A 26335-nucleotide genomic window follows, 5' to 3' on the forward strand; every position below is an offset into this window, starting at 1 on the left:
TTTAGAATCCGCTGCGATGGCTCTTTTTTTTATCACAGTCTTATTTAAAACCTATTTCTACTTTTAAATCAGCTTTTACTACCTTAATAGAATTTTATTACAGCCTTTCAAAGTGATTAGAGCGCACTGTTTCCTGCGCGCCCCCATTCATTACTCTGTTGCATCAGACAACGCCTGGTGCGCTACAAGTCCGCGTGCATCATCAAGTTCCACATTAAGACCAAGTGAACGCATTTCTTTTACCAACACATTAAAGCTTTCAGGTATACCTGCCTCAAATGTATCATCACCACGAACAATCGCTTCATAAACTTTTGTCCGACCAGCCACATCATCTGATTTAACTGTCAACATCTCCTGCAAAGTATATGCAGCACCATAAGCCTCAAGAGCCCATACTTCCATTTCACCAAAACGCTGACCACCAAATTGCGCTTTACCACCTAACGGTTGCTGAGTAACAAGCGAATAAGGCCCAATTGAACGTGCGTGAATTTTATCATCAACAAGATGATGCAATTTAAGCATGTAAATATAACCTACCGTCACCGGACGATCAAAAGGCTCTCCCGTGCGACCATCGTAAAGCGTCACCTGTCCTGAACTATCTAAACCCGCATCTTCCAACATCATGTTGATATCAGCTTCATGAGCACCATCAAAAACAGGTGTTGCAATTGAAACACCATCTTTCATCTGAAGCGCCAATTTAAAAAGACTCTCATTATTATACTGACGCACTGGTTCATTACGGTCATTATCAGGAATGAGATTCTCAATACACTGACGTAAAGGAAGTATATCCCCAGTCCCTTGATAAAGCTCAACCAAATCACCAATTTTTTTACCCATCCCTGCACACGCCCAACCAAGATGCGTTTCAAGAATTTGACCAACATTCATACGACTAGGCACACCTAGTGGATTTAACACGATATCAGCATGTGTTCCATCTTCAAGAAAAGGCATATCCTCTACAGGAAGAATGCGCGATACAACACCTTTATTACCGTGGCGCCCTGCCATTTTATCTCCTGGTTGGATTTTGCGCTTTACAGCCACAAAAACCTTTACCATTTTCATGACACCAGGAGGCATCTCGTCGCCCCTTTGAACTTTTTCAACCTTATCCATAAAGCAACGTTGCAATGTTTCTTTTGATTCATCATACTGCTTACGTAAAGCTTCAATTTCATTTTGAATCTTTTCATCATCAACAGCAAATTGCCACCATTGCGATCGTGGATAAGAATCCATTATTGCGCTATCAAGCTTCTTGCCTTTTGAAAACCCTTTCGGACCTTCTATTGCAACTTTATCTTTCAACATATCTGCAAGACGTGCATAAACGTTTCGATCAAGAATCGACTGTTCATCATCACGATCTTTAGCTAAACGCTCGATCTCCTCACGTTCAATCGCCATTGCACGCTCATCTTTTTCCACACCATGACGATTAAAAACACGCACCTCAACAACAGTACCAAAAGTTCCAGGAGGCATCCGCATAGAGGTATCACGGACATCTGAAGCTTTTTCACCAAAAATCGCACGCAAAAGTTTTTCTTCTGGCGTCATTGGACTTTCACCTTTTGGTGTAATTTTACCAACTAAAATATCGCCAGGCTGAACTTCAGCACCAATATAAACAATACCAGCCTCATCAAGATTCCTTAATGCCTCCTCTGCAACATTAGGAATATCACGGGTAATTTCTTCTGGTCCAAGTTTAGTATCGCGTGCAGCAACTTCAAATTCTTCAATATGAATCGAAGTGAATACATCATCAGCAACAATACGCTCAGAAAGCAGAATGGAATCTTCATAATTGTAACCATTCCAAGGCATAAATGCTACAAGAACATTTCGTCCAAGAGCTAAATCACCAAGATTAGTTGATGGACCATCAGCAATGATATCACCTTTTTCCACCCGATCACCAACATGCACGAGAGGACGCTGATTAATACAAGTCGATTGATTGGAACGCTGAAATTTCTGTAAACGATAGATATCAACACCAGATTTTGAAGGATCCAGATCCTCTGTTGCACGAATAACAATACGTGTCGCATCAACCTGATCAACAATACCACCACGTTTTGCGCCAATAGCAGCACCAGAATCACGAGCAACTATCGATTCCATACCCGTACCGACAAATGGTGCCTCAGCACGTATAAGTGGAACCGCTTGACGCTGCATGTTTGAACCCATCAACGCACGGTTTGCATCATCATTTTCCAAAAATGGAATAAGAGCAGCAGCCACAGAAACTAACTGTTTTGGTGAAACATCCATCAAATCCACATGATCACGTGGAGCCATCAAAACTTCACCTGCGTGACGGCAAACTACAAACTCTTCCGTAAAACGCCCCTCTAAATCTAATGAAGAATTAGCCTGAGCTACATAATGTTTTGATTCTTCCATTGCAGAAAGGTAAATCACCTCTGTTGTAACTTTACCGTCAATAATTTTGCGATATGGACTTTCAATAAAGCCATATTTATTAACTCGTGCAAATGTTGCTAAAGAATTAATAAGACCAATATTAGGACCTTCTGGTGTTTCAATTGGGCAAATACGACCATAATGCGTAGGATGCACATCACGCACCTCAAAACCTGCACGCTCACGTGTTAAACCACCTGGCCCAAGAGCAGAAAGACGACGTTTATGGGTAATTTCTGACAAGGGGTTAGTTTGATCCATAAACTGCGACAATTGCGAAGATCCAAAAAATTCACGAACCGCTGCCGCTGCTGGCTTTGCGTTAATCAAATCCTGTGGCATAACAGTATCAATTTCAACCGATGACATACGCTCTTTTATTGCGCGCTCCATACGAAGCAAGCCAATCCGATACTGATTTTCCATCAACTCCCCAACTGATCGAACACGACGATTACCGAGATTATCAATATCATCAATCTCACCATGGCCATCACGTAGTTCAACTAACATCTTAACAACGCCAAGAATATCCTCCTGACGCAGAGTACGAACCGTATCAGGGCAATCAAGCCCCATACGCAAATTCATTTTAACACGACCAACAGCTGAAAGATCATATCGTTCAGGATCAAAAAACAACGAAAGAAACATAGCTTCTGCCGTATCTATTGTTGGAGGCTCACCTGGACGCATTACCCGATAGATATCAAACAGTGCGTCTTGCCGACTTTCATTTTTATCAACCTTTAAAGTATTGCGGATATACGCACCAACATTCATATGATCAATATCAAGAACATCAATTTGATCGGCATTAATATCAAACAAAATCTTCAATGCTTTGTCGTCAATTTCATCGCCAGCTTCAAGATAAATCTCACCCGTTTGATAATTAACAATATCTTCTGCTAGATAAGACCCTAGCAAATCATCTTCACTGACTCTAATCGCTTTTAGACCTTTTTCTGCCAAAAGTTTTGCAGTACGAACTGTGAGTTTTTTACCCGCTTCAGCAACTACCTCACCACTATCTGCATCAATAAGATCAGAAACCAGCTTCATCCCCTTAAAGCGATCAATTGAATAAGGAACACGCCAACCATTTTCAACACGCTCATAAGTAATTTTATTATAAAACGTTGATAAAATATCCGACGCATCCATACCCAACGCCATCAAAAGACTCGTAACCGGAATCTTACGCCGCCGATCAATACGGGCATAAATAATATCTTTAGCGTCAAACTCAATATCAAGCCAAGAACCACGATAAGGAATTACACGAGCCGCAAAAAGTAATTTTCCTGATGAATGCGATTTTCCCTTATCATGATCAAAAAATACCCCTGGAGAACGATGCATTTGCGAAACAATAACACGCTCTGTACCGTTAATGACAAAAGTACCATTACTCGTCATTAAAGGCATATCGCCCATATAAACGCCCTGCTCTTTAATATCTTTGATATCTTTCGAACCTGTATCTTCATCAATATCAAATACGATTAAACGCAATATTACCTTTAATGGAGCTGCGTAAGTCAAATCACGCTGACGGCACTCTTCAACATCAAATTTTGGTAAATCAAATTCGTAACGAACAAATTCAAGCATAGCTGTACCAGAAAAATCCGAAATAGGAAATACTGATTTAAAAACAGCTTGTAAGCCTTCATCTGGACGCCCACCTTCTGGCTCCTCAATCATGAGAAATTGATCATATGATGCTTTTTGGACCTCAATAAGATTCGGCATTTCTGCCACTTCAGGAATCTTACCAAAAAACTTGCGTACGCGCTTACGACCATTGAATTGAGACATCATCGCTAGGGTCTGAGCCATCATCGTTCCTCGATCTTTACTATTCAAGGCAGACTAAACCTTGAAAGCTCCATATCATTAGCCTGCATACACAGACCAGTTTATTTGATACCCTGTGAGCAACCGTTTACTTTCATACACATAACCAAATATTTATCCTATTTAGTTCTGTTACTAAAGTTCCCACAGATTAAACCCACTCCTCTTACAGCTACTAAACTGTCAGAAAAAAGCTATATCAATCAAGCCTTTTTCATAAAAAGAGGAAGTCGATGGACATAAATGCCCACCGACACAATTAAGATTATTTAAGCTCAACCTTAGCACCTGCTGCTTCGAGCTGAGTTTTAATTTTTTCTGCTTCGTCTTTCGAAACACCTTCTTTAATAGGCTTAGGTGCCCCTTCAACCAAGTCTTTTGCTTCCTTAAGACCAAGACCAGTAAGAGCACGAACTTCTTTAATGACATTAATTTTTTGAGCACCACCATCAACAAGAACAACATCGAAATCTGTTTTTTCTTCAGCAGCTGGAGCAGCTCCACCACCAACAGCAGCAACAGCCACAGGAGCAGCAGCAGAAACACCCCATTTTTCCTCAAGTAATTTTGAAAGCTCAGCAGCCTCTAAAACAGTAAGGTTAGAAAGATCTTCTACGATCTTTGTTAGATCAGCCATTTTTAAATTCCTTCAACTAAAAGGTTTGAATCATTGTTTAAAATTTATCTCAAAAACAGAAAAGCATTAAAAACTTTCTGCAATTGTGAAACACAAAACAGTACTAAGCCGCTTGGCCCTCCTGAGCATATGCACCAACAACACGCGCAACTTGACTCGCAGGAGCATTGACAACCTGAGCAACACGAGTTGCAGGAGTGGAAATCATACCTACAAGCTTTGCCCGCAATTCGTTCAATGAAGGCAACGAAGCTAATGATTTCACAGCATCAACACTCAAACTTGTTGCACCCATTGAACCACCAAGGATGACAAATTGCTCATTTGTTTTTGCAAAATCAACAGCAACTTTCGGTGCTGTAATCGGATCTTCTGAATAAGCAATAAGCGTCTGCCCAGTAAACAGATCTCTCATTGATTCAGAATCCGTGCCTTGAAGGGCAATTTTAGCAAGGCGGTTTTTGGCAACTTTAATAGCACCACCTGCTTCGCTCATTTTTGAACGAAGATCGTTCATCTGCGAAACCGTTAAACCAGAATAATGCGCAACAATGACAGAACCAGACTTTTGAAAAGCCTCGTTAAGCCATGTGACAAATTCGCGTTTTTCCGCTCTATCCACTGTTTCTCTCCATTTAACAGGCCCATTTGAAACAAACCTGTTGGTTACCTTTGATAACATAAAATCATTTTTCTATGCTACCGACGAGGATCCTGCCCCCTTTTCACGCATAAACGATCAAAGGCAACCTTGGCTCAAACCCTTTAAGTCTCTTAACTTAAAGCTTTTACCCTAGTCTCATGCAGGCTTTCTTTTGATTAAGATACCCAAAGTATCACCCACAATCTCGGACAGGACATCCCGGAATTTCTTCCGGTATGACCTAAGCTTAAAAAAAGCTTAGATAACTGGATGCCGAAGGAACCCGACAACCAAAAACTGCAATAATTATTTACAGTAAAATCATAAGTTTGCTCAACCTACTCTGCACAAACTGTTGCAGGATCAATCTTAACCCCAACTCCCATTGTTGAAGAAACTGCAACTCGCTTAATATATTCACCTTTTGCACCTTGCGGCTTAGCTTTAGTAACTGTATCAGCGAAAGCTTTAATATTTTCCACGATTTGATCAACCCCAAAAGAAGCCTTACCAATACCAGCATGTACAATACCAGCTTTTTCAACACGAAACTCAACAGCACCACCTTTAGAAGCTTTAACAGCAGCAGCAACATCAAGCGTTACAGTACCAACCTTTGGATTTGGCATCAAACCCCGCGGACCAAGAACTTTACCAAGACGACCAACAAGAGGCATCATATCTGGCGTTGCAATACAACGATCAAAATCAATACCCCCAGCATTAATAGTCTCAAATAAATCTTCAGCACCTACAATATCAGCACCAGCAGCCTTAGCTTCTTCAGCCTTGTCACCACGTGCAAAAACAGCAACACGGATATTTCTTCCTGTTCCATTAGGTAAATGAGCAACACCTCTAACCATTTGATCTGCATGACGAGGATCAACACCTAAGTTCATCGAAATCTCAATTGTTTCATCGAACTTAGCAACCGCACGCTCTTTAACCATTGAAACAGCATCTGTTAAGGCATAGAGTTTATCAAAATCAATACCTTCACGAATTTTTTTTATTCTCTTTGCTACTTTTACCATAACATTAGCCTACGACTTCTAAACCCATCGAGCGAGCAGAACCTTCAACCATACGCATCGCCGCTTCAATGTCATTTGCATTAAGATCTTTCATTTTTGCTTCCGCAATCAAGTGAATCTTATCACGAGAAATAGTCCCTGCAGATACCTTACCAGGCTCTTTTGAACCAGATTTCAAATTTGCCTCTTTCTTTAAGAAAAACGATACAGGAGGAGTTTTTAGAGAAAACGTAAAAGACTTATCTTGATAATAAGTAATAATTACTGGAATCGGAGCTCCCTTTTCCATTTCCTGCGTAGCCGCATTAAACGCCTTACAGAATTCCATAATATTGATACCACGCTGACCAAGAGCAGGTCCAATTGGAGGAGAAGGACTAGCCGCCCCCGCTGGAACCTGCAATTTTAGCTGCCCTGCATTTTTTTTTGCCATAATAATCTGCCTTTAATTTAAACTGGTAAACTGGCAATTTATCACACAGAATACCCGCTGCAGTTGGGTAGTTCGGATCATTAAGCCGGCAAAAACCATAAAATCACCTTCTACCTATTATTTTTAAAGCGACCAAACATCACTTTAAGTTCAATCAGAGCTTTTCAACCTGACTAAATTCTAAATCAACAGGTGTAGGACGCCCAAAAATTATCACCTCAACCTTAAGACGAGAGCGCTCTTCTTCAACCTCTTGAACAATACCATTAAACGAAACAAAAGGCCCATCAGCCACCCGGACCTGCTCACCAACCTCAAACAAAATGGAAGATTTAGGAGACTCAACACCTTCTTGCACCTGTTTAAGAATATGCTCAATCTCCCGATCAGAAATAGGAACAGGTCGTGCATCCGAACCCAGAAAACCTGTTACTTTAGGAGTATTTTTAATGAGGTGATAAACCTCATCTGTCAATTCAGCACAAACCAAAACATAACCCGGAAAAAATTTACGCTCAGAATCAACCCTACGACCCCGACGAACCTCAACAACACGCTCAGTTGGAACAAAAATCTTTTCAAATAAATGATCAAGCCCTTTTTGTTTTGCTTCTTTTTCAATAGCTTCCGCTACTTTTTTTTCAAAGTTTGAATACGCTTGAACAATATACCAACGAGCAGCCACAGTCACACTTCCTTGCACTATCGACCAAAAAGGTACTTTAGAAGATCAATACCTTGCCACACACCAAAATTTATAATTTGATCCACAACAAAAAAGAAAATCGAAGCAAACGCCGCCAACACCAATACTATAACAGTAGAGACTACTGTTTCACGCCGCGTAGGCCATTTTACTTTAGCTGTTTCCGCAAAAACCTGCTTAAAAAAAGTAATGGGATTGGTTTTAGACGCCATAAGTTACACTACATTCTTTCTAAACTTACCGTAAATCATACAACAAAACACATACAATAAAAACCTGAAAAGCCATAATCAACTTTACGCAGTCTTCTTTATTTTATTTACTCAATACCGATTCATACACAAAAAAACAAGCCCTGTATAAAAAAAAGCAAGAAGGAAGTTCAAAAAAACCTCCTTCACCAACAATATGATTAAAAACTATAACTACATGGCAGGGGCAGCAGGATTCGAACCCGCGACCTGCGGTTTTGGAGACCGCCGCTCTACCAACTGAGCTATACCCCTAATCTTTGAAGCCCCTTCCTTCAAAGCCTTCACATAATTTATTGATATTATTCAATAATCTTAGAAACGATACCAGCTCCGACAGTACGCCCCCCTTCACGGATAGCGAAACGAAGCTTCTCTTCCATTGCAATCGGAACAATTAAAGAAACATCCATTGCAACATTATCACCCGGCATAACCATTTCCGTACCTTCTGGAAGTGTAACAATTCCTGTCACATCCGTGGTGCGGAAATAAAACTGTGGACGATAATTCGTGAAAAACGGTGTATGACGACCCCCCTCATCTTTCGTCAAAATATAAGCCTCAGCTTTAAACTTGGTATGCGGCGTAACAGAACCAGGCTTCGCCAAAACTTGCCCACGCTCAATCCCTTCACGATCAATACCACGAAGCAACGCACCAATATTATCACCTGCCTGACCTTGATCCAAAAGCTTACGGAACATTTCAACACCTGTAACCGTCGTCTTAGAAGTCGGACGAATACCTATAATCTCGATTTCTTCACCAACTTTAATAATTCCACGCTCAACACGACCCGTTACAACCGTTCCACGCCCAGAAATCGAAAAAACATCTTCTATAGGCATCAAAAACGGTTGATCAACCGGACGCTCAGGCGTTGGGATATAATTATCAACCTCATTCATCAAACGACGAACTGCATCTTCACCTATACTTTTATCTGAATCCTCAAGAGCTGCTAACGCAGAACCCTTAATTATCGGTATATCATCACCAGGGAAGTCATATTTCGAAAGAAGCTCCCGAACTTCAAGCTCAACAAGCTCTAAAAGCTCAGCATCATCAACCTGATCAACCTTATTCAAAAAAACTACAATCGCAGGAACACCAACCTGACGTGCTAGCAAAATATGCTCACGCGTCTGAGGCATCGGACCATCAGCTGCTGAAACAACCAAAATCGCCCCGTCCATCTGGGCTGCACCTGTGATCATGTTCTTCACATAATCCGCATGGCCTGGACAATCAACATGCGCATAGTGACGTTGCTCTGTCTCATATTCAACATGCGCTGTTGAAATGGTAATTCCACGAGCACGCTCCTCAGGCGCCGCATCAATTTGGTCATACGCTTTAAATTCACCAAAATATTTCGTAATCGCAGCCGTTAATGACGTCTTACCATGGTCAACGTGACCTATCGTTCCTATATTAACATGCGGCTTCGTACGTTCAAATTTGCTCTTTGCCATCGCAGTCGTTCTCTTGTCTTTTCCGTACCTGAAAAACAGGCCTTTAGAAGTGAATCCCATCGACCTGATATATCAAGCCGATTACTACAACTTTAAGACGAAAATATTCGCCTCATTTATTATGATGAAAGCATACTCCCATCATAGTTATTCGCCTAACCACTAACAACTATTATTTGGAGCGGGTAGCGGGAATCGAACCCGCATATTCAGCTTGGAAGGCTGCTGCTCTACCATTGAGCTATACCCGCCCACACACCAACTTTACTAAAATGAATGGTGGAGGGGGTTGGATTCGAACCAACGTAGCATACGCAACGGATTTACAGTCCGCCCCCTTTAACCACTCGGGCACCCCTCCATTCCATCATCGGTAAAGTTGCGCGATAAGGCATTATAGCAACCAATTTTCTCTTATTCAATTCAAACTGGCCGCGGGGCGGTTATGACGATTACTAGCGTATCTGTCAACAGAATAAATACGGTTCTGTACAAATTTCCTACTAATTTTTTAAACTTTATGTTTTTTCTACTACATTTACTTTGAACACGCTATAAGAAAAATATGAAAGAAAAAATATCTAAAAATTCTTATTTTCCTCATCCTCGTCGCCAATATCGCGATATAAAGAGCGCCACTCGTGTGTCTTCAACACACCTAAAGCACCGATCTGCTCCACTAATACAAGGTACAGTTTACCTTTATGGTATCCATTCAGTCAAAGAAGCACTTAAAAATCCCAAGAGAGTTTTCAATCATCTCTATGCTACACCCAATGCCTTAAAACGATTAAATATAACCGAATCAGACTTACCTTGCCCTTTAAAATTATACCCACCTAAAAAACTTGATACGCTTGTTGGAAAAGATGCAGTTCATCAAGGTGTTGTCTTAGAAACTGAAGCTCTTAAACCACGACATTTATCTGAACTTACAAATACTAACCTTATTATTGTAATGGATCAAATTACCGATCCACATAATGTTGGCGCTATTATGCGTTCTGCAGTTGCATTTAAAGCTGGAGCAATTATTACCACCTATCGTCATTCACCACAAGAAAGCGGTGTGCTTGCCAAAGCAGCTTCTGGAGCTTTAGAGCTTATCGATTACATTACCGTACGAAACCTTGCTGAAGCACTTAAAGAAATTCATCAAGCCGGTTTTAATAGCCTTGGGCTTGATTCAGAAGGTGAATTGCCTTTAGAGACAGCATTAACAGGTAAAAAAATTGCTCTTATCCTAGGAGCAGAAGGCAAAGGTTTGCGCCAAAAAACACGCGAAACTGTTCACTCATTAGCACGCCTTAATATACCTGGAGATATTAAATCATTAAATGTATCAAATGCAGCAGCAATAGCACTTTATGCGGCTCATAATTATCTTAAACATTAATTTTTGATTTTTTCCGTGAGCTATCAAAAAAACTAATCAACATAAAACCTGAAATAAGTCCACCAACATGAGCTTCCCATGCTATTAAAATATCACTGTCTCCAAATAGATATGGAAATATACTTGTGAGACAGTTAATTATAAGCCACATACCAATATAAACAAGAACAGTCTTTGAACGAAGTGCTTTCTTGATAGGCCAAATAGGACCTAAAAATCTCTCATTGTGCATATTGGAATTAAAAACAGCAAAAAAACCATAACGCGCAATAGCGCCCATCATTCCAGAAATTGCGCCAGAAGCTCCAACAAGTGGTATCATACTATCTTGATGAAAAATAAAATAGGTCAACGCAGAAATACCTGCTGTTAACATCCAAAAAAGCAAAAAACGTAAATTACCAAAATGCTTTGCTAAAGGAGACCCAAAAACTAAAAGCCAAACCATGTTCATAGCAATATGTCCAAAACTGCCATGCATAAATGAGTAACTAACAATGGTGTAGCAAAACATTAAAGGCTCAGCTTGAAAGAAAACAGGTATAAATGAAAAAAGAATAAGACTTTTCATATATAGCTGATCAGAAAGGAAATATTGAGAAATAATATAACCGAAAAAACAAAACGCTATCAAAACAATTATAATAAATGGAACATTGAATAATGGTTCTTTAAGTTGTTTTGATAATAACGGAGAATTATTATGTTGAGGAACAAAATCCCACATTTTTTAAAATCCCCATCTTACTTATAAATTAATAGTACTTTGCAAAACCCAAATATATCAACTATTATAAATGAAAAACTAAGCTTTGTATTCTTCCAATATGCATTCTAAATGCCAAATATTATCTACGTGGTAATATTTGCATCTTATACAAAACACGCTGAAAAGCACGAGCATTAAGAAAACCATCTACAGAATTGCTACGCCCTATTAATTTAAATGTGAATCCTGTATGTGCATATGTACGGAATTCATCTTCAGGAATAAATAAACGCCCCTTTTCAGACACCGTACAACCAATAACGCATACTAGTGACGATTTTCCACCTGAAACATACCTATAATTGCGATTTTGAGACCATGCTAAATTTAAATCAAGATTATCTAAAGCAACCGAAGTTGTTATGATATCAACAACATAACCTTGATTGCTGATCCATTTAGCTCGCATTTCAAGTAGAATTAAAGGGTTATCGGTATAATAAAAAACTTCAGAACTGATCTCTGTAACCCGCGTATAATCATTATGCTTGGTAGTTGGCTGACTTGAAAACTGACACCCCGTTAACACAATTATAAACACGACAATAAATAATCTGCTTGTTAAACGCAAAGGTGAGAACATAAGAAAACCTGTAATTTCACAATCTGATTATTACAGTTTAGAAAACTATTCTTGCGCCAAGCTTATATAAAAACACCCACTAAAAAACAAAGAAACTATTTAAATTATTGAACTGAAGGAATATCAGAATTCTGCTTGCAATCTTTTAACCATATATCGTAGATAGGGTGCTCTACAGCATTCAAACCAGGGCTATCTGCAAACATCCATCCTGTAAAAATACGTCGCGTTTCTTTGTTTAATGTTATTTCATCTACTTCAACAAAACCGTTAGTACGAGTTGGTTCACCTTCAGAACTTGTATAGCACACCCGTGGTGTTACTCGTAAAGCACCATATTGATAAACTTCACCAATAGAAACTTCAAAACGAATGGTCCGGCCAGTAATCTTATCAAGACCTGCAAAAACAACAACTGCATTGCTAACACGTTCAGCTTGCACACCATTAACGGAGGACAAAATTACTATAATTCCTATTAAATAAGCACAAAAAAGACGTCTTACTTCTAACTGTAGGAAAAACTTCATAAAACTAAATCAACTGCATTTAACAAAACTACCTATAAGATAGTGCAACATTTAAAAAACAACACACCATACAAAAAAATATTTCATTTTTTAGGTGACCATGCATGATAATCCTTACAAACAATATGTTCATCATTATAGCCAATAGAACCTTTTGGCCGATAAGCTTTGCTTGTCCCTGTCATGTTTGAAATATGGGGCTTTTCCCATTCACGCGATTGATAATTTTCTTCCGTAGGTGGTGTATTACAACGATGATGAATCCATCCATGCCAACCTGGAGGAATGCTAGAGGCTTCAGAATAATCTTTATAAATCACCCAACGGCGTGGATAACCATCCTTATGGTAACCACCTTCATAATAAACATTTCCTAACTGATCTTCCCCTACACGCTTACCTTTGAGCCACGTAAAAAAACGTGTGTTGATAGTATTACCATTCCACCATGTAAAGGTTTGTTTTAAAAAACCAGCCATTTCCGATTCCACTTCTTTAGCACACCTATAACCTTACCCCTTAGAATAAATTGTTACGATGCCTGAAATTACCCAAAAATAAAAAAACTATCATAAAACTCAATCGTACCCTTTTGAAAAACGAATTCTTATTTCATATACTTCATATTACAAATAAATATCATATCGATAAACTTTCCTCCACCCTATAATATCTAATCTATTTTTAGTTTCGTTTTAACCAATTCATTGACAGCCTGAGGATTTGCCTTACCCCCTGTTGCTTTCATAACTTGTCCAACAAACCAACCAACTAAAGCGGGCTTTTCCCTTGCTTGAGCAACCTTATCAGAGTTATTGGCAATAATTTCATCAACAACACCCTTAATAACTTCTGTATCCGTCACTTGCTTCATGCCACGCTCTTCTACAATTTGACGTGGATCTCCACCTTCATTCCAGATAATTTCAAATAAATCTTTGGCAATTTTTCCAGAAATAACCCCCTCTTTAATAAGATCAATAATCGCCCCTAATTGATCTGGAGTAACTGGCGTATCTTCAATTTCACGATTATCTTTATTCAAAGCACCTAAAAGGTCATTAATCACCCAATTGGCAACTATTTTTCCATCACGTCCACGCGCTACTTCCTCAAAATAATCAGCAATTGCTTTTTCTGTTACAAGAATGGATGCATCATATGCAGTCAACCCCATCTCATTGATAAAGCGTAGTTTTATATCATCAGGAAATTCCGGTAATTCTGCAGCTAAAGCATCGACAAATGCTTGATCAAACTCCAATGGTAAAAGATCAGGATCAGGAAAATAACGATAATCATGCGCCTCTTCCTTTAAACGCATAGATCGTGTTTCACCTTTAGTGGCATCAAAAAGTCGAGTTTCCTGATCTATTACACCACCATCTTCTAAAATCGCAATCTGACGACGTGCTTCATATTCAATCGCCTGACCAATAAAGCGAATGGAATTAACATTCTTAATTTCACAACGAGTTCCAAAAGCCTCACCAGGATGGCGAACTGATACATTCACATCAGCACGCATGGAGCCCTCATCCATATTACCATCACAAGTACCCAAATAACGAACAATAGTGCGTAATTTCGTCATATAAGCTTTGGCTTCATCTGATGAACGCATATCCGGTTTGGAAACAATTTCCATAAGAGCTACACCAGAGCGATTAAGATCCACAAAAGACATTGTTGGGTGCTGATCATGCATGGATTTGCCTGCATCCTGTTCAAGATGCAATCTCTCAATTCCAATTTCAATATCTTCAAATTGACCATTCGAATCTGGCCCAACAGAGACAACGACTTTCCCCTCCCCTACAATCGGATACTGAAATTGCGAAATTTGATACCCTTGTGGCAAATCTGGATAAAAATAGTTTTTACGATCAAAAACAGATCTTAAATTAATTTTAGCCTTTAACCCCAAACCAGTCCGAATAGCTTGGCGAACACATTCTTGATTAATAACAGGCAACATACCAGGCATAGCTGCATCAATAAATGATACATGATTGTTTGGTTCAGCACCAAATTTAGTTGATGCACCCGAAAAAAGTTTTGAATCTGATGTAATCTGCGCATGGACCTCCATGCCAATGATAACTTCCCAATCGCCTGTAGCTCCGGAAATAAAACGCCTAGGATCAGGGGTACGAGTATCAACGATTTCCATTGCTAATCCACTATCAATATTGAAAATACACTCAAGCCGGTTAAAACTACTTAAGTGCAAACTTTAAGAATATAAGTCTAATAAAACCCTGGTTTTATTAGACTATTTTATTGTATGCAATTAATCCTTTTTAGGTGCTTTCTTCTTAGCTGAAACTTTTTTTACACCTTTTTCTTTCACTGCGGATTTTTTCTTAGTTACACTCTTCTTAGTTAAATCTAATTCGTCATCCTCTTTCATTAACTCTTCAACAGACACTTTTTTATCTGTGACTTTTATCTGTGCCAACAAATAATCAATGACTTTTTCTTCAAAAATCGGTGCACGTAGACTCGCTATAGCTCCCGGTGTATTCCGGAAAAAATTCATAATTTCTTTCTCTTGCCCAGGATACTGACGAACTTGATCAAAGATTGCTGCTTGTAACTCATCTTCACTTACCTTAACATCGGCTCGCACCCCAATTTCAGAAAGTACTAGACCAAGACGAACACGACGCTGAGCAAGCATCTGATATTCTTGCCGTGCTTGTTCTTCTGTAGTGCCCTCATCTTCAAAACTGCTACCAGCTTTTTGTAAATCGTTATTAACCTGCCCCCATATGTTATTAAATTCAACATCCAAAAGGCATTCAGGAATCTCGAAATTATAGTCAGCATCTAATGCATCAAGAATTTGACGCTTAACTTTTTGACGTGTCATTGAACCATATTTACTTTCAACTTGCCCACGCACAATTTCACGTAAACGATCAAGAGACTCTACACCAAGCTTTTGAGCTGATTCATCATTAATCTCTAATTCATCTGGTTTGAACACAGCTTTAACAGTGACATCAAACACAGCATCTCTACCAGCTAAGTGTGCAGCACTATAATCATCAGGAAATTTAACAGAAATTGTTGTTGTATCGCCTGCCTTTACACCAACCAATTGCTCCTCAAAACCAGGAATAAATTGTTTCGAACCAAGAATCAATTGCGCATCATTACCTGCTCCATTATCAAATGGAACATTATCAAGTTTACCAATATAATCGATTGTAACGCGATCACCTTCTACAGCAGGAGAATTTTTTTCAGAATAATTACGAGTAGAAGAAAGAACATTCTTTACCTGTTCATCAATCTCTTTTTCAGGAATATCAGCAAGCTCACGGGTAACTTTTATGTTCTTAAAGTCTTTAATGTCAAACTTTGGTAAAACTTCATACTTCAAATTAAAAACAAAATCAGCCTTGCCATCCAGAACTTCTTTATCTTCTTTTATATCAATGTGCGGCTGTGTTGCAGAACGTTCATTGCGGTCAGCCAAAATGGAGCTTGGAGCATTCTTAATAATCTCATTAAGAACATCAGCCATAAAAGATTTACCATACATTTTCCGCAAATGACTAGCGGGCACTTTACCGGGACGAAAACCATTAAGCTTAATCTTATCTTTGGTTTCATCCAACCGTTCATTCAATTTTATTTCCAAATCTTTTGCTGGAACCACGATTTTAATTTCGCGCTTCAGTCCTTCATTAAGCGTTTCGGTAACTTGCATCGAACAACTTTCATATTTCTGAGGAATGGATAAATCCACTCCGGTAACAATTACACCCCAACACTGTAGTGTTAGATCTACATGAAGCGGATTTTCACATATGCAAAAAACCCTGGTATGTAAGGATTATTTTGGTGCGGATGGAGGGACTCGAACCCCCACGGTCTCCCGCCAGAACCTAAATCTGGTGCGTCTACCAATTTCGCCACATCCGCTTAAACCCGTTAACCAATAACCTCATATAAGCGGCGTTTCTATACCACTCAATCCCAACCAATTAAAGCAAAAAAGAAAGTAAATACATTAAAAACTCAAATATATATACTTCTTATAAATTACAGAAGTAAAATCTATGCTTTTCAGATAGCACTACTTCCATTAAAAGGAGATTATGTCAAATAAATTTAACATTCCAATTCATATCATCGGTGGTGGTCTTGCTGGCAGTGAGGCAAGTTGGCAAATTGCTCAATCAGGAATCCCTGTCATTTTACATGAAATGCGACCAAAAAGAAAATCCGATGCTCATAAAACAGATAAACTTGCAGAACTTGTCTGTTCAAATTCATTTCGTTCAGATGATTCATCCACAAATGCCGTTGGTCTTTTACATGCTGAAATGAGATTAGCCAAATCCCTAATTATGAAGGCTGCAGATGCTAATAAAGTGCCAGCAGGAAGCGCTCTTGCTGTTGACCGTGATGGATTTTCCCAAACTGTTACAGAAGCACTTGAAAATCATCCCCTTATAACTATAAAACGTGAAGAAATTCATAACTTTCCTGAAAACTGGCATAATATTATTATTGCAACAGGTCCGCTTACTTCACCAGCACTTGCACAAACAATACAAGCAATAACAGGAACAGAAGCACTTTCCTTTTTTGATGCTATTGCACCTATCATTTATACTGATAGCATTAATATGGACATCTGTTGGTATCAATCTCGCTATGACAAAATCGGCCCTGAAAAAACTGAAAAAGATTACCTTAACTGCCCCCTTAATAGAGAACAATATGAAACATTTGTTCAAGCACTGAAAAGTGCAGAAAAAATAGAATTTCGTCAATTTGAAAAGACACCCTATTTTGATGGATGCCTACCAATTGAAGTGATGGCTGAACGTGGCCTTGAAACCCTCAGATATGGGCCAATGAAACCTATAGGACTAACGAACGCTCATAACCCTACAGTTAAACCCTATGCCGTTGTTCAATTACGTCAAGACAACACACTTGGCACTCTTTACAATATGGTTGGCTTTCAAACGAAACTAAAATATGGTGAACAAATTCGTATTTTTAGAACAATACCTGGACTTGAAAAAGCAGAATTCGCGCGCCTTGGTGGTCTTCACCGCAATACTTATCTCAATTCACCAATCATTCTTGATAAAAGCCTTCGCTTAAAACAAAAGCCCCAATTACGTTTTGCTGGACAAATCACAGGTTGCGAAGGTTATGTAGAATCATCTGCAATTGGGCTTTTAGCTGGGCGTTTTGCTGTTGCTGAATATAATCATACTTGTCCTTCTTTACCGCCCAAAACTACAGCATTTGGAGCTCTTTTAAACCATATTACTGGTGGACACATTGCAACCCAAGAAACAGGCAAACAATCTTTCCAACCAATGAATATCAATTTTGGTCTTTTTCCACCTGTTGACTGTGTTCATCACTCAGAAAAACGTTTATCTAGCAAAGAGAAAAAACTAGCGAAAAAACAAGCTATAATTACACGAGCCTTAAATGATTGTATTCAGTGGTTAACACATGAAGAATCAAAATAATCTCTAAATTAATCATTATCTTTTTAATCTTAGTAAAGCACTGATTGCTTCTGTCTTTAGCCCATTAAACAAACTTTAATTAACCTTAAAATAGTAGGGCATTCAATACATTGCAGTGCTTAAACAGAGTTAAAAAGCTATTCTAGATCTGCTTATAATTATAATATTTCAAGTACTTCAATAAATCTAGCTTGTATGAACAAACTCGTGATAATTATTAACCTAACTTGAATTATCAACTCTTATTCACGACAGATATCTAACTTGTAATCGAGCACTTTATTTAAAATGTAGGGTAAATACATTTTTGAATATATAGCTATTACCCCATCTCAGCTATTTAAAAGAGCCTTTATTAATAAATAGCCGTATCGTATAATATACAAACCGCCCTTGCTTGTGCAAAGTTGCGTAAAAGTATTTAAAAAAAACTTTAAAAAAACCCGATTATACATAAATCGGGTTTTTTTCATGTAGTTCAATTATTTTTTATTAACGGCTTCTTTAAGGCTTTTACCTGCAGAAAATTTAGGTACAGAGCGCGCTGGAATATGAATTTCAACACCTGTTGAAGGGTTACGCCCTTTTGTAGCAGCACGTTTAGAAACTTCAAAAGAACCAAAACCTGGAAGACGAACATCACCTCCTGAAGCCAAAGCTTCTGTTACAGAAGCGATAAAAGCATCGAGAATTGAACCAGCCTGTGCTTTTGAAACACCTGCTTTTTCAGCAATAGAATTAACCAATTCACTTTTATTCATTGAATATTTCCTTTCCCTATATTAGTCGGACAATATAATTCATCCGATCGTCAATAAGTTTATTGAAAAGTGCAGCAAACAGAAGTTTTATTTTCTTTGAAAATATTGTTTTTTAGCATTAATCACAGTTATTCACGGAATTTTTCATTTTTTTCTAAAATAAATAAAGTAGTAACCCCAAAAATGGACTTCACCGTCTTTAAAATTTAGAAATTATAGAACAAAATAAGAATCAATATAAGAATCAGTGCGCTACCGGTACCCCTTCATTATCGCTTTCCGTTCTGATAGACGTAGACACTGTAGAAGGCTCTGTCCATTCAATTGCTTCAGGAAAACGAACTAAAGCATGTTTAAGAACTTCACTCACATGACTTACTGGAATAATCTCCATATTATTTTTGACGTCATCAGGAATATCAATCAAATCTTTTGCATTTTCCTCAGGAATAAGCACTTTTTTAATACCTCCCCGAAGAGCCGCAAGCAATTTTTCTTTCAGTCCACCAATTGGTAAAACACGCCCACGTAAGGTAATCTCACCAGTCATAGCAATGTCCTTATGAACAGGGATCTCTGTCAATACTGAAACAATTGCCGTTACCATTGCAATTCCAGCTGATGGACCATCTTTTGGTGTAGCGCCTTCTGGAACATGAACGTGGATATCACGCTTATCAAAAAGAGGCGGCTCGATACCAAAATCAACAGCACGGAAACGCACATAAGATGCTGCCGCAGAAATTGATTCTTTCATGATATCTCGCAAATTCCCAGTAACAGTCATTTTGCCTTTACCTGGCATCATAACACCTTCAATAGTCAACAGTTCCCCGCCAACTTCGGTCCATGCAAGTCCCGTAACAACACCAATTTGGTTTTCACCCTCAATCTGACCAAAACGATAACGCTTCGTTCCCAAAAAATCATTAATATTATCTTCTGTAATTTCTATAGACTTTTGATTTGTTTTAAGAATTTTTGTAACCGATTTACGTGCCATCTTCATTAATTCACGCTCAAGGTTACGAACACCGGCTTCACGTGTATAAAACTGGATAACCGATTTTATAGCACCATCAGAAACACTAAACTCTTTTTTGGATAAAGAATGATCTTTCAATGCTTTTGGTAAGAGGTGCCGCTTAACAATCTCTACCTTTTCACACTCAGTATAACCAGCAATACGAATAATCTCCATCCGATCCATTAGCGGCCCTGGAATATTAAGCGTATTTGCAGTTGCAATAAACATCACATCAGAAAGGTCATATTCCACTTCTAAATAATGATCAATAAATGTGCTATTTTGTTCAGGATCAAGCACCTCCAACAAAGCTGAAGCAGGATCACCACGGAAATCTTGGCCCATCTTATCAATTTCATCAAGTAAAAAAAGAGGGTTAGTCTTTTTAGACTTTTTCATAGACTGAATAATTTTTCCAGGCATAGAACCAATATAAGTTCGGCGATGCCCACGAATTTCTGCCTCGTCGCGAACACCCCCTAATGAGATACGGACATATTCACGGCCTGTTGCCTTTGCAATAGAACGCGCAAGTGATGTCTTTCCGACACCTGGAGGACCTAAAAGACAAATAATAGGACCTTTTATTTTTGATGACCGACTTTGTACTGCTAAATATTCAACGATTCGTTCTTTAATTTTTTCAAGACCAAAATGCTCATTGTCCATGACTTTTTCAGCAAAGTTCAAATCATTCTTAATCTTCGACTTTTTACCCCAAGGTACAGTTAAAAGCCAATCAAGATAGTTACGTACAACTGTTGCTTCCGCAGACATGGGAGACATATTACGCAATTTTCTAAGCTCCGCCCCAGCCTTTACACGTGCCTCTTTTGAAAGCTTTGTTTTTTTGATACGATCCTCTAATTCAGACAACTCATCACGGCTATCATCACCCGCTCCTAGCTCTTTCTGAATAGCTTTCATTTGTTCATTGAGATAATATTCTCGTTGAGTTTTTTCCATCTGCCGCTTGACATGTGAACGAATACGTTTCTCAACTTGTAAAACAGAAATTTCCCCTTCCATGAAGAAAAGTATACGTTCAAGACGATCACGAACAGATAATAATGCCAAAATCTCTTGTTTTTCTGAAAGTTTAATCACCAAATGTGAAGCAATAGTATCAGCAAGCTTAGAAGGATCATCAATCTGACCGATAGCACTTACAACTTCAGGAGAAATTTTCTTATTAAGTTTTACATAATTTTCAAAATAAACAATCACTGACCGAGAAAGAGCTTCAATCTCAACTTCATTCTCTTCAGACTCTTCTATAACAGTTGCATAAGCTTGATGATAACTTTCATTTTCAGTAAATTGGTTAATTTTTGCACGCGCAGTCCCCTCAACCAAAACTTTTACAGTGCCATCAGGAAGTTTTAAAAGTTGAAGAACATTGGCAAAAGTACCAATATCATAAATATCTTCCGACTTTGGATCATCGTCAGAAGCATTTTTTTGCGTGGCTAATAATATCTGCTTATCTACTATCATCGTCTCTTCAAGAGCGTGAATTGATTTCTCTCGACCAACAAAAAGCGGAACAATCATATGTGGAAAAACAACAATATCACGAAGCGGTAAAACAGCGTAAAGCTCTTCTGTTACCTTTTTTGTCTTTTCATCAATATGTTGCATATTTTTCCTTTCTGGAGCCTATAATTCACCCCCACATAAGCTTATCTCTAGAAAATAGCAGCTTCTCTATAATAAATGAAGTAGTAATTACGAATAAATAAATCAAGCATTACGCTATAATACTTCAGAAGATCCACTTAAAATAGTACTCATTAACGATATTTACTATAACGTCATGCTGATACGTTTTCTTTATCTTCTGTACACTCCGAATAAATGTAAAGAGGGCGAGCTTTTCCTTCAACTACATCACTTGAGATCACCACCTTTTGGACCCCTTCAAGAGTTGGCAATTCAAACATAGTATCAAGAAGAATTTTTTCCATAATGGAGCGTAAACCACGTGCTCCAGTTTTACGTTCAATCGCTTTATTGGCGATAACGCGTAAAGCATCTTCATGAAATGTTAATTCAACATCTTCCATCTCAAAAAGACGTTTATACTGCTTAACCAATGCATTTTTGGGTTGCGATAAAATTTGAACAAGCGCATTAATATCTAAATCTTCTAAAGTAGCTATAATAGGAAGACGGCCAATAAACTCTGGTATTAAACCAAACTTTACAAGATCTTCAGGCTCTAAATCATGAAAAATTTCACCAACCCGACGCTCATCAGGAGCCTTCACAGTAGCCGAAAAACCTATTGAAGTTTTTTCACCGCGCCCTGAAATAATTCGCTCTAAACCAGCAAAAGCACCTCCACAAATAAACAAAATATTTGTCGTATCAACCTGAAGAAACTCTTGCTGTGGATGTTTACGCCCACCTTGGGGAGGAACAGAAGCCACTGTCCCCTCCATAATTTTCAACAATGCTTGTTGAACCCCCTCACCTGAAACATCTCTTGTAATAGAAGGATTGTCAGCTTTACGAGAAATTTTATCAACTTCGTCAATATAAACAATGCCACGTTGTGCACGCTCAACATTATAATCTGCAGATTGCAGAAGTTTTAAAATAATATTCTCAACATCCTCACCCACATAACCTGCTTCAGTCAAAGTGGTTGCATCTGCCATAGTAAAGGGCACATCAATAATGCGTGCCAATGTTTGTGCAAGATACGTTTTACCGCATCCCGTTGGACCAACAAGAAGAATATTCGATTTAGATAATTCAATATCACCATTCTTAGACTGATGTGCAAGACGCTTATAATGATTATGAACAGCAACAGAAAGGACACGTTTTGCATACCGCTGACCAATAACATAGTCATCAAGAACTGTTAAAATTTCTTGTGGAGTAGGAACACCATCACGTGCTTTGACCCCTGAAGATTTACTTTCTTCACGGATAATATCTGTACAAAGTTCTACACATTCATCACAAATGAATACAGTAGGCCCTGCAATGAGCTTACGCACTTCGTGCTGACTTTTGCCGCAGAATGAGCAATAGAGAGTATTTTTTGATTCGCCCCCACTATTGCTAACTTTGCTCATCTCATTTTCCTTTCACCTCAATATCTGAACTTCATCTTCTTAAAGAGGTTTTTTATAACAACAATCCCAAATATATCAAAACTACGATTATCACAATATTTTTGGGTATTTTCTTATTATTTTATGACAAATTTTATAAAACTTATATTTTAAAATAGCTATTTTAAAGGCAATTTTTATATACTTAACAATTAGCTACTTTTTCTATAAAAATTCTTAATCTGTTTCTTCTTTTTCAGTTACCGTGCGATATTGTATAACATCATCAATTAAACCGAAATTTTTAGATTCTTCTGCTGTCATAAAATGATCGCGATCAAGAGTTTTTTCAATAATTTCATAATCCTGACCTGTATGTTGAACATAAATTTCATTTAAACGTTGTTTCATCTTTATAATATCTTGCGCATGCCGTTCAATATCAGAGACCTGCCCCTGAAAACCACCAGACGGTTGATGTACCATGATACGTGCATTTGGCAACGAGAAACGGTGACCTTTTGCTCCAGCTGTTAAAAGTAACGACCCCATAGATGCTGCTTGCCCCATGCATAAAGTAGAAACAGGAGGACGAATAAACTGCATAGTGTCATAAATGGCCATTCCAGATGTTACCACACCACCTGGTGAATTAATATAAAGACTGATTTCCTTTTTAGGATTTTCCGCTTCTAAAAAAAGCAATTGAGCGCACACAAGCATTGCCATACCATCTTCAACAGGACCATTAATGAAAATGATTCGTTCTTTCAGAAGACGGGAAAAAATATCATAAGCACGTTCACCACGATTAGTCTGTTCGATAACCATAGGAACCAAATTCAGTGCTGTTTTTATTGGATCGCTCATATTTTTACTTCCATTAATAAAAATTGCTATTGACGCATATAATTGTATTAGTCATAGGCTAGCAATACTCCCTGACGCAAGCCACAATCAACCATGATAAATAGAATTAAAATTCCAATAGTTAAAATAGTTATAAAAACTCTACTCAAACAAATTCTGAGCATCAAATATGCGCAATTTTGCTTAATGCTTAAAACTTTCCTCTTAAATAAGATATTTCTAACATTTTGTATAATGAAACTCTATACAAAGTAGCTTATTCATTATTTCAAAATTAAAAGCTAAATTAAAAATCCTCCCAGTTTTGCCACCTTGTTTAGTAATAAAATTTTCTCGTTTATGAAAAAAATCATATTACTTAGTTAATCACACAATATCATCATTACTAGATATTATTATTCCAAACCTTTTTGGTGGAATTAGGAATTTTTCTTTTTATTAATTATGGCTTTCAGATGCAGTGTTTAAAATTCCAATTAATATCAGAAATAATTTTTGAGCTTGCAAAATAACCTTCAAACATTTTTACCATTGGGATTACCGGATAAACAATAAAATGCTAAAATTCTCACTTTTTTAGCATTGTTTTCGCTAACCACATTTGATTTGCTATTAGATGAAACCATTTTCAAGATAAATACTCAGATCTAACCAAACACTTTATTAATTTGAACATTAATATAACACAAAAAAATCTGAAAATTGAGTAATTTATATAATTGTGCTCATAACTTATGAAAATCGAAGCTAAAGTAATAGTTATTAAATACAATAGAATTGATTCGGCCTTATATGATTAACACCAACAGGTAAAAGTGCATTTTTTCATCATTAAAACTTAAGATACTAGCTGATTTCAATTTTTGATTGCTTAACAAAAGCCCGTTAATAGGTTTTATTATGCATCACACTAAAAATACAAATATCCTAGGTAATTTAAAAATATTCTAAGCTTACACGAAATAATTGCTCAACATCACGAACACTATCAGCAAGAGCAAACATCACTACTCGATCCCCCGGTAAAATACGCGTATCTGCTAAAAGCTGTATAATTGTATTATTGCGATAAATTGCACCAATCCTTAAACCTTCTGATAACTTGAGCTCTGATAATGACTTACCAATCAATGAGGAAGTCTGCATTGCTTCAGCTTCAATAATTTCTGCAGCACCATTAAAAACCGAATGAACAGCACGAATGCGTCCCCGACGCATTTGTTGTAAAATTTTTGATACAGTAACACTACGAGGATTTAAGTGCGCATCTACACCAACTGTACGGCTAAATTCCTGATAAGTAACATTATTAATCAAAACCATATTGGCTTTGCACCCCTGTCTTTTAGCTATAATAGCACTTAAAAGATTAACCTGATCTTGATTGGTTAATGTAATCATTAAATCAGCTTGGTCAATTCCAGCTTCTTGAAGAATTACCGGGTCTAACACATTACCATATAAAACAGTTGTTTTTTCGAGTTGATCGGCAATTGTTAGTGCTCTTTCTTTATCTGCCTCTATAATTTTCAATTTTAACTTATGCAGGCGTTTTTCAATAGCCTGAGCAACGTATAGACCAATGTGACCACCCCCTGCAATAATTATGCGATGTGCCTCCTGTTCTTTATGGCCAAAAAGTCCAACTGCACGACGTACCTGATCGCGAGCTGCAATAAGATAAGTAACATCACCAACGCGCAATTGTGTATCTGAATGCGCTACCAGTAATTCTGAACCACGTTTAATAGCAGTAACTGTTGTTCGAAGATCGGGAAAAAGCTCCGTTAACTGGCGTAAAGGTGTATTAATGACTGGGCAATCCTCCATACACTCCAAAGCAAATGCAACGATATCATCATTACAAAAATAGAGAACATCTATCGCCCCAGGCAAGGCAATCCGTCGTAGAACCATTTCCCCAACTTCAACTTCTGGCGAAATAACTACATCAATAGGAATATTCTCCCTTGCAAACAGAGTTTTATAACGTCGATCTAAATACGATTGTGAACGAATACGAGCTATTTTAGTTGGAACATTAAATAATGAATGTGCCACCTGACAAGCCACCATATTGACTTCATCAAATAAAGTTACTGCGATCAGCATATCAGCTTCATCAGCACCTGCAGCCAAAAGAACTTCAGGATGTGAACCATGACCAACAAAACTTCTAACATCTAATGCATCGCGAATCTTTTCAACCAATCTCGCTTCAACATCTATAACAGTTATATCATGATTCTCAGCAGCAAGACGCTCTGCTATCCCATAACCGACCTGCCCTGCCCCACAAATAATAACACGCATAAT

At 38.0% G+C, this 26335-nt stretch carries 21 protein-coding genes and 4 tRNA genes; 2 read left to right on the forward strand and 23 right to left on the reverse strand.

Annotated features, from left to right (window positions below; genetic code table 11):
• Window positions 1-150 precede the first annotated feature (150 nt).
• The 11 genes from rpoB to GGR10_RS01215 form a co-directional block, all read right to left on the reverse strand.
• On the reverse strand, window positions 151-4299 hold the full coding sequence (rpoB, locus tag GGR10_RS01165; RefSeq protein ID WP_182479743.1) for a DNA-directed RNA polymerase subunit beta: 4149 nt from the start codon (window positions 4297-4299) through the stop codon (window positions 151-153).
• A gap of 283 nt (window positions 4300-4582) precedes the next feature.
• A complete protein-coding gene (rplL, locus tag GGR10_RS01170) occupies window positions 4583-4954 on the reverse strand; it encodes a 50S ribosomal protein L7/L12 (RefSeq protein ID WP_010703627.1) in 372 nt (123 codons plus the stop codon).
• 103 nt (window positions 4955-5057) lie between these two features.
• Window positions 5058-5576, reverse strand: a complete 519-nt coding sequence (gene rplJ, locus GGR10_RS01175) for a 50S ribosomal protein L10 (protein WP_078690298.1) — start codon at window positions 5574-5576, stop codon at window positions 5058-5060.
• 359 nt (window positions 5577-5935) lie between these two features.
• Window positions 5936-6634 carry a 50S ribosomal protein L1 gene (gene rplA / locus GGR10_RS01180; RefSeq protein ID WP_182479540.1) on the reverse strand — a complete coding sequence of 233 codons (699 nt, stop codon included), beginning with the start codon at window positions 6632-6634 and terminating at the stop codon, window positions 5936-5938.
• Between the two features lie 4 nt (window positions 6635-6638).
• Window positions 6639-7067, reverse strand: a complete 429-nt coding sequence (rplK, locus tag GGR10_RS01185; RefSeq protein ID WP_010703624.1) for a 50S ribosomal protein L11 — start codon at window positions 7065-7067, stop codon at window positions 6639-6641.
• 154 nt (window positions 7068-7221) lie between these two features.
• Window positions 7222-7752, reverse strand: coding sequence for a transcription termination/antitermination protein NusG (nusG, locus tag GGR10_RS01190; protein ID WP_034990066.1), 531 nt, complete (start codon window positions 7750-7752; stop codon window positions 7222-7224).
• A 17-nt stretch (window positions 7753-7769) separates the two neighbouring features.
• The gene (gene secE, locus GGR10_RS01195; RefSeq protein WP_010703622.1) at window positions 7770-7985 is read right to left on the reverse strand and encodes a preprotein translocase subunit SecE; all 216 of its coding nucleotides are present in this window, start codon (window positions 7983-7985) and stop codon (window positions 7770-7772) included.
• 218 nt (window positions 7986-8203) lie between these two features.
• Window positions 8204-8279: transfer RNA gene (locus GGR10_RS01200), tRNA-Trp, on the reverse strand.
• A gap of 47 nt (window positions 8280-8326) precedes the next feature.
• Complete coding sequence (gene tuf, locus GGR10_RS01205; protein WP_007477058.1) at window positions 8327-9502, reverse strand: elongation factor Tu; 1176 nt, start codon at window positions 9500-9502, stop codon at window positions 8327-8329.
• Window positions 9503-9679: 177 nt separating this feature from the next.
• Window positions 9680-9753 (reverse strand) — tRNA-Gly (locus tag GGR10_RS01210).
• Between the two features lie 26 nt (window positions 9754-9779).
• Window positions 9780-9863 (reverse strand) — tRNA-Tyr (locus GGR10_RS01215).
• Between the two features lie 204 nt (window positions 9864-10067).
• Here GGR10_RS01215 and GGR10_RS01220 point away from each other — a divergent pair.
• Window positions 10068-10898: a TrmH family RNA methyltransferase gene (locus tag GGR10_RS01220; RefSeq protein ID WP_182479541.1), complete on the forward strand. Its 831-nt coding sequence runs from the start codon at window positions 10068-10070 to the stop codon at window positions 10896-10898.
• Here GGR10_RS01220 and GGR10_RS01225 read toward each other — a convergent pair.
• The 7 genes from GGR10_RS01225 to GGR10_RS01255 form a co-directional block, all read right to left on the reverse strand.
• Window positions 10888-11625 (reverse strand): rhomboid family intramembrane serine protease, encoded by a 738-nt coding sequence (locus tag GGR10_RS01225; protein WP_182479542.1) that lies wholly within the window; start codon window positions 11623-11625, stop codon window positions 10888-10890. The two genes, GGR10_RS01220 and GGR10_RS01225, sit on opposite strands and share 11 nt — an antisense overlap.
• A 121-nt stretch (window positions 11626-11746) precedes the next feature.
• Window positions 11747-12208 (reverse strand): hypothetical protein, encoded by a 462-nt coding sequence (locus tag GGR10_RS01230; RefSeq protein ID WP_246784625.1) that lies wholly within the window; start codon window positions 12206-12208, stop codon window positions 11747-11749.
• Window positions 12209-12354: 146 nt separating this feature from the next.
• Window positions 12355-12780, reverse strand: a complete 426-nt coding sequence (locus tag GGR10_RS01235; protein ID WP_182479544.1) for a DUF2155 domain-containing protein — start codon at window positions 12778-12780, stop codon at window positions 12355-12357.
• Window positions 12781-12863: 83 nt separating this feature from the next.
• The gene (locus tag GGR10_RS01240) at window positions 12864-13259 is read right to left on the reverse strand and encodes an NADH:ubiquinone oxidoreductase subunit NDUFA12 (protein WP_182479545.1); all 396 of its coding nucleotides are present in this window, start codon (window positions 13257-13259) and stop codon (window positions 12864-12866) included.
• Window positions 13260-13453: 194 nt separating this feature from the next.
• Window positions 13454-14953 carry an Asp-tRNA(Asn)/Glu-tRNA(Gln) amidotransferase subunit GatB gene (gatB, locus tag GGR10_RS01245; protein ID WP_182479546.1) on the reverse strand — a complete coding sequence of 500 codons (1500 nt, stop codon included), beginning with the start codon at window positions 14951-14953 and terminating at the stop codon, window positions 13454-13456.
• Window positions 14954-15073: 120 nt separating this feature from the next.
• Entirely contained in the window at window positions 15074-16501 is a 1428-nt protein-coding gene (tig, locus tag GGR10_RS01250; protein ID WP_182479547.1) for a trigger factor, read from the reverse strand.
• A 132-nt stretch (window positions 16502-16633) separates the two neighbouring features.
• Window positions 16634-16716 (reverse strand) — tRNA-Leu (locus tag GGR10_RS01255).
• A gap of 176 nt (window positions 16717-16892) precedes the next feature.
• Here GGR10_RS01255 and trmFO point away from each other — a divergent pair.
• Window positions 16893-18293 carry a methylenetetrahydrofolate--tRNA-(uracil(54)-C(5))-methyltransferase (FADH(2)-oxidizing) TrmFO gene (gene trmFO, locus GGR10_RS01260; RefSeq protein WP_182479548.1) on the forward strand — a complete coding sequence of 467 codons (1401 nt, stop codon included), beginning with the start codon at window positions 16893-16895 and terminating at the stop codon, window positions 18291-18293.
• Window positions 18294-18775: 482 nt separating this feature from the next.
• Here trmFO and GGR10_RS01265 read toward each other — a convergent pair whose 3' ends face one another.
• The 5 genes from GGR10_RS01265 to trkA form a co-directional block, all read right to left on the reverse strand.
• On the reverse strand, window positions 18776-19054 hold the full coding sequence (locus GGR10_RS01265) for an HU family DNA-binding protein (RefSeq protein ID WP_078689623.1): 279 nt from the start codon (window positions 19052-19054) through the stop codon (window positions 18776-18778).
• Between the two features lie 244 nt (window positions 19055-19298).
• Window positions 19299-21722, reverse strand: a complete 2424-nt coding sequence (gene lon / locus GGR10_RS01270) for an endopeptidase La (protein ID WP_182479549.1) — start codon at window positions 21720-21722, stop codon at window positions 19299-19301.
• Between the two features lie 173 nt (window positions 21723-21895).
• Entirely contained in the window at window positions 21896-23170 is a 1275-nt protein-coding gene (gene clpX / locus GGR10_RS01275) for an ATP-dependent Clp protease ATP-binding subunit ClpX (RefSeq protein ID WP_182479550.1), read from the reverse strand.
• A gap of 216 nt (window positions 23171-23386) precedes the next feature.
• The gene (gene clpP, locus GGR10_RS01280; RefSeq protein ID WP_182479551.1) at window positions 23387-24019 is read right to left on the reverse strand and encodes an ATP-dependent Clp endopeptidase proteolytic subunit ClpP; all 633 of its coding nucleotides are present in this window, start codon (window positions 24017-24019) and stop codon (window positions 23387-23389) included.
• A 936-nt stretch (window positions 24020-24955) separates the two neighbouring features.
• Window positions 24956-26332, reverse strand: a complete 1377-nt coding sequence (trkA, locus tag GGR10_RS01285; protein ID WP_182479552.1) for a Trk system potassium transporter TrkA — start codon at window positions 26330-26332, stop codon at window positions 24956-24958.
• Between the last annotated feature and the right edge of the window lie 3 nt (window positions 26333-26335).

Origin of the sequence: Bartonella chomelii, from assembly GCF_014138465.1 — a bacterium.
GTDB classification, from domain to species: Bacteria; Pseudomonadota; Alphaproteobacteria; order Rhizobiales; family Rhizobiaceae; genus Bartonella; species Bartonella schoenbuchensis.

Excerpts from the sequence above, each read along its gene's own strand:
- rpoB (WP_182479743.1), bottom strand. The coding sequence starts at position 4,299 with ATGGCTCAGACCCTAGCGATGATGTCTCAATTCAATGGTCGTAAGCGC.
- rplL (WP_010703627.1), bottom strand. The coding sequence starts at position 4,954 with ATGGCTGATCTAACAAAGATCGTAGAAGATCTTTCTAACCTTACTGTT.
- rplA (WP_182479540.1), bottom strand. The coding sequence starts at position 6,634 with ATGGTAAAAGTAGCAAAGAGAATAAAAAAAATTCGTGAAGGTATTGAT.
- rplK (WP_010703624.1), bottom strand. The coding sequence starts at position 7,067 with ATGGCAAAAAAAAATGCAGGGCAGCTAAAATTGCAGGTTCCAGCGGGG.
- secE (WP_010703622.1), bottom strand. The coding sequence starts at position 7,985 with ATGGCGTCTAAAACCAATCCCATTACTTTTTTTAAGCAGGTTTTTGCG.
- tuf (WP_007477058.1), bottom strand. The coding sequence starts at position 9,502 with ATGGCAAAGAGCAAATTTGAACGTACGAAGCCGCATGTTAATATAGGA.
- GGR10_RS01220 (WP_182479541.1), top strand. The coding sequence starts at position 10,068 with ATGAAAGAAAAAATATCTAAAAATTCTTATTTTCCTCATCCTCGTCGC.
- GGR10_RS01225 (WP_182479542.1), bottom strand. The coding sequence starts at position 11,625 with ATGTGGGATTTTGTTCCTCAACATAATAATTCTCCGTTATTATCAAAA.
- GGR10_RS01235 (WP_182479544.1), bottom strand. The coding sequence starts at position 12,780 with ATGAAGTTTTTCCTACAGTTAGAAGTAAGACGTCTTTTTTGTGCTTAT.
- GGR10_RS01240 (WP_182479545.1), bottom strand. The coding sequence starts at position 13,259 with ATGGCTGGTTTTTTAAAACAAACCTTTACATGGTGGAATGGTAATACT.
- gatB (WP_182479546.1), bottom strand. The coding sequence starts at position 14,953 with ATGGAAATCGTTGATACTCGTACCCCTGATCCTAGGCGTTTTATTTCC.
- tig (WP_182479547.1), bottom strand. The coding sequence starts at position 16,501 with ATGCAAGTTACCGAAACGCTTAATGAAGGACTGAAGCGCGAAATTAAA.
- trmFO (WP_182479548.1), top strand. The coding sequence starts at position 16,893 with ATGTCAAATAAATTTAACATTCCAATTCATATCATCGGTGGTGGTCTT.
- GGR10_RS01265 (WP_078689623.1), bottom strand. The coding sequence starts at position 19,054 with ATGAATAAAAGTGAATTGGTTAATTCTATTGCTGAAAAAGCAGGTGTT.
- lon (WP_182479549.1), bottom strand. The coding sequence starts at position 21,722 with ATGCAACATATTGATGAAAAGACAAAAAAGGTAACAGAAGAGCTTTAC.
- clpX (WP_182479550.1), bottom strand. The coding sequence starts at position 23,170 with ATGAGCAAAGTTAGCAATAGTGGGGGCGAATCAAAAAATACTCTCTAT.
- clpP (WP_182479551.1), bottom strand. The coding sequence starts at position 24,019 with ATGAGCGATCCAATAAAAACAGCACTGAATTTGGTTCCTATGGTTATC.
- trkA (WP_182479552.1), bottom strand. The coding sequence starts at position 26,332 with ATGCGTGTTATTATTTGTGGGGCAGGGCAGGTCGGTTATGGGATAGCA.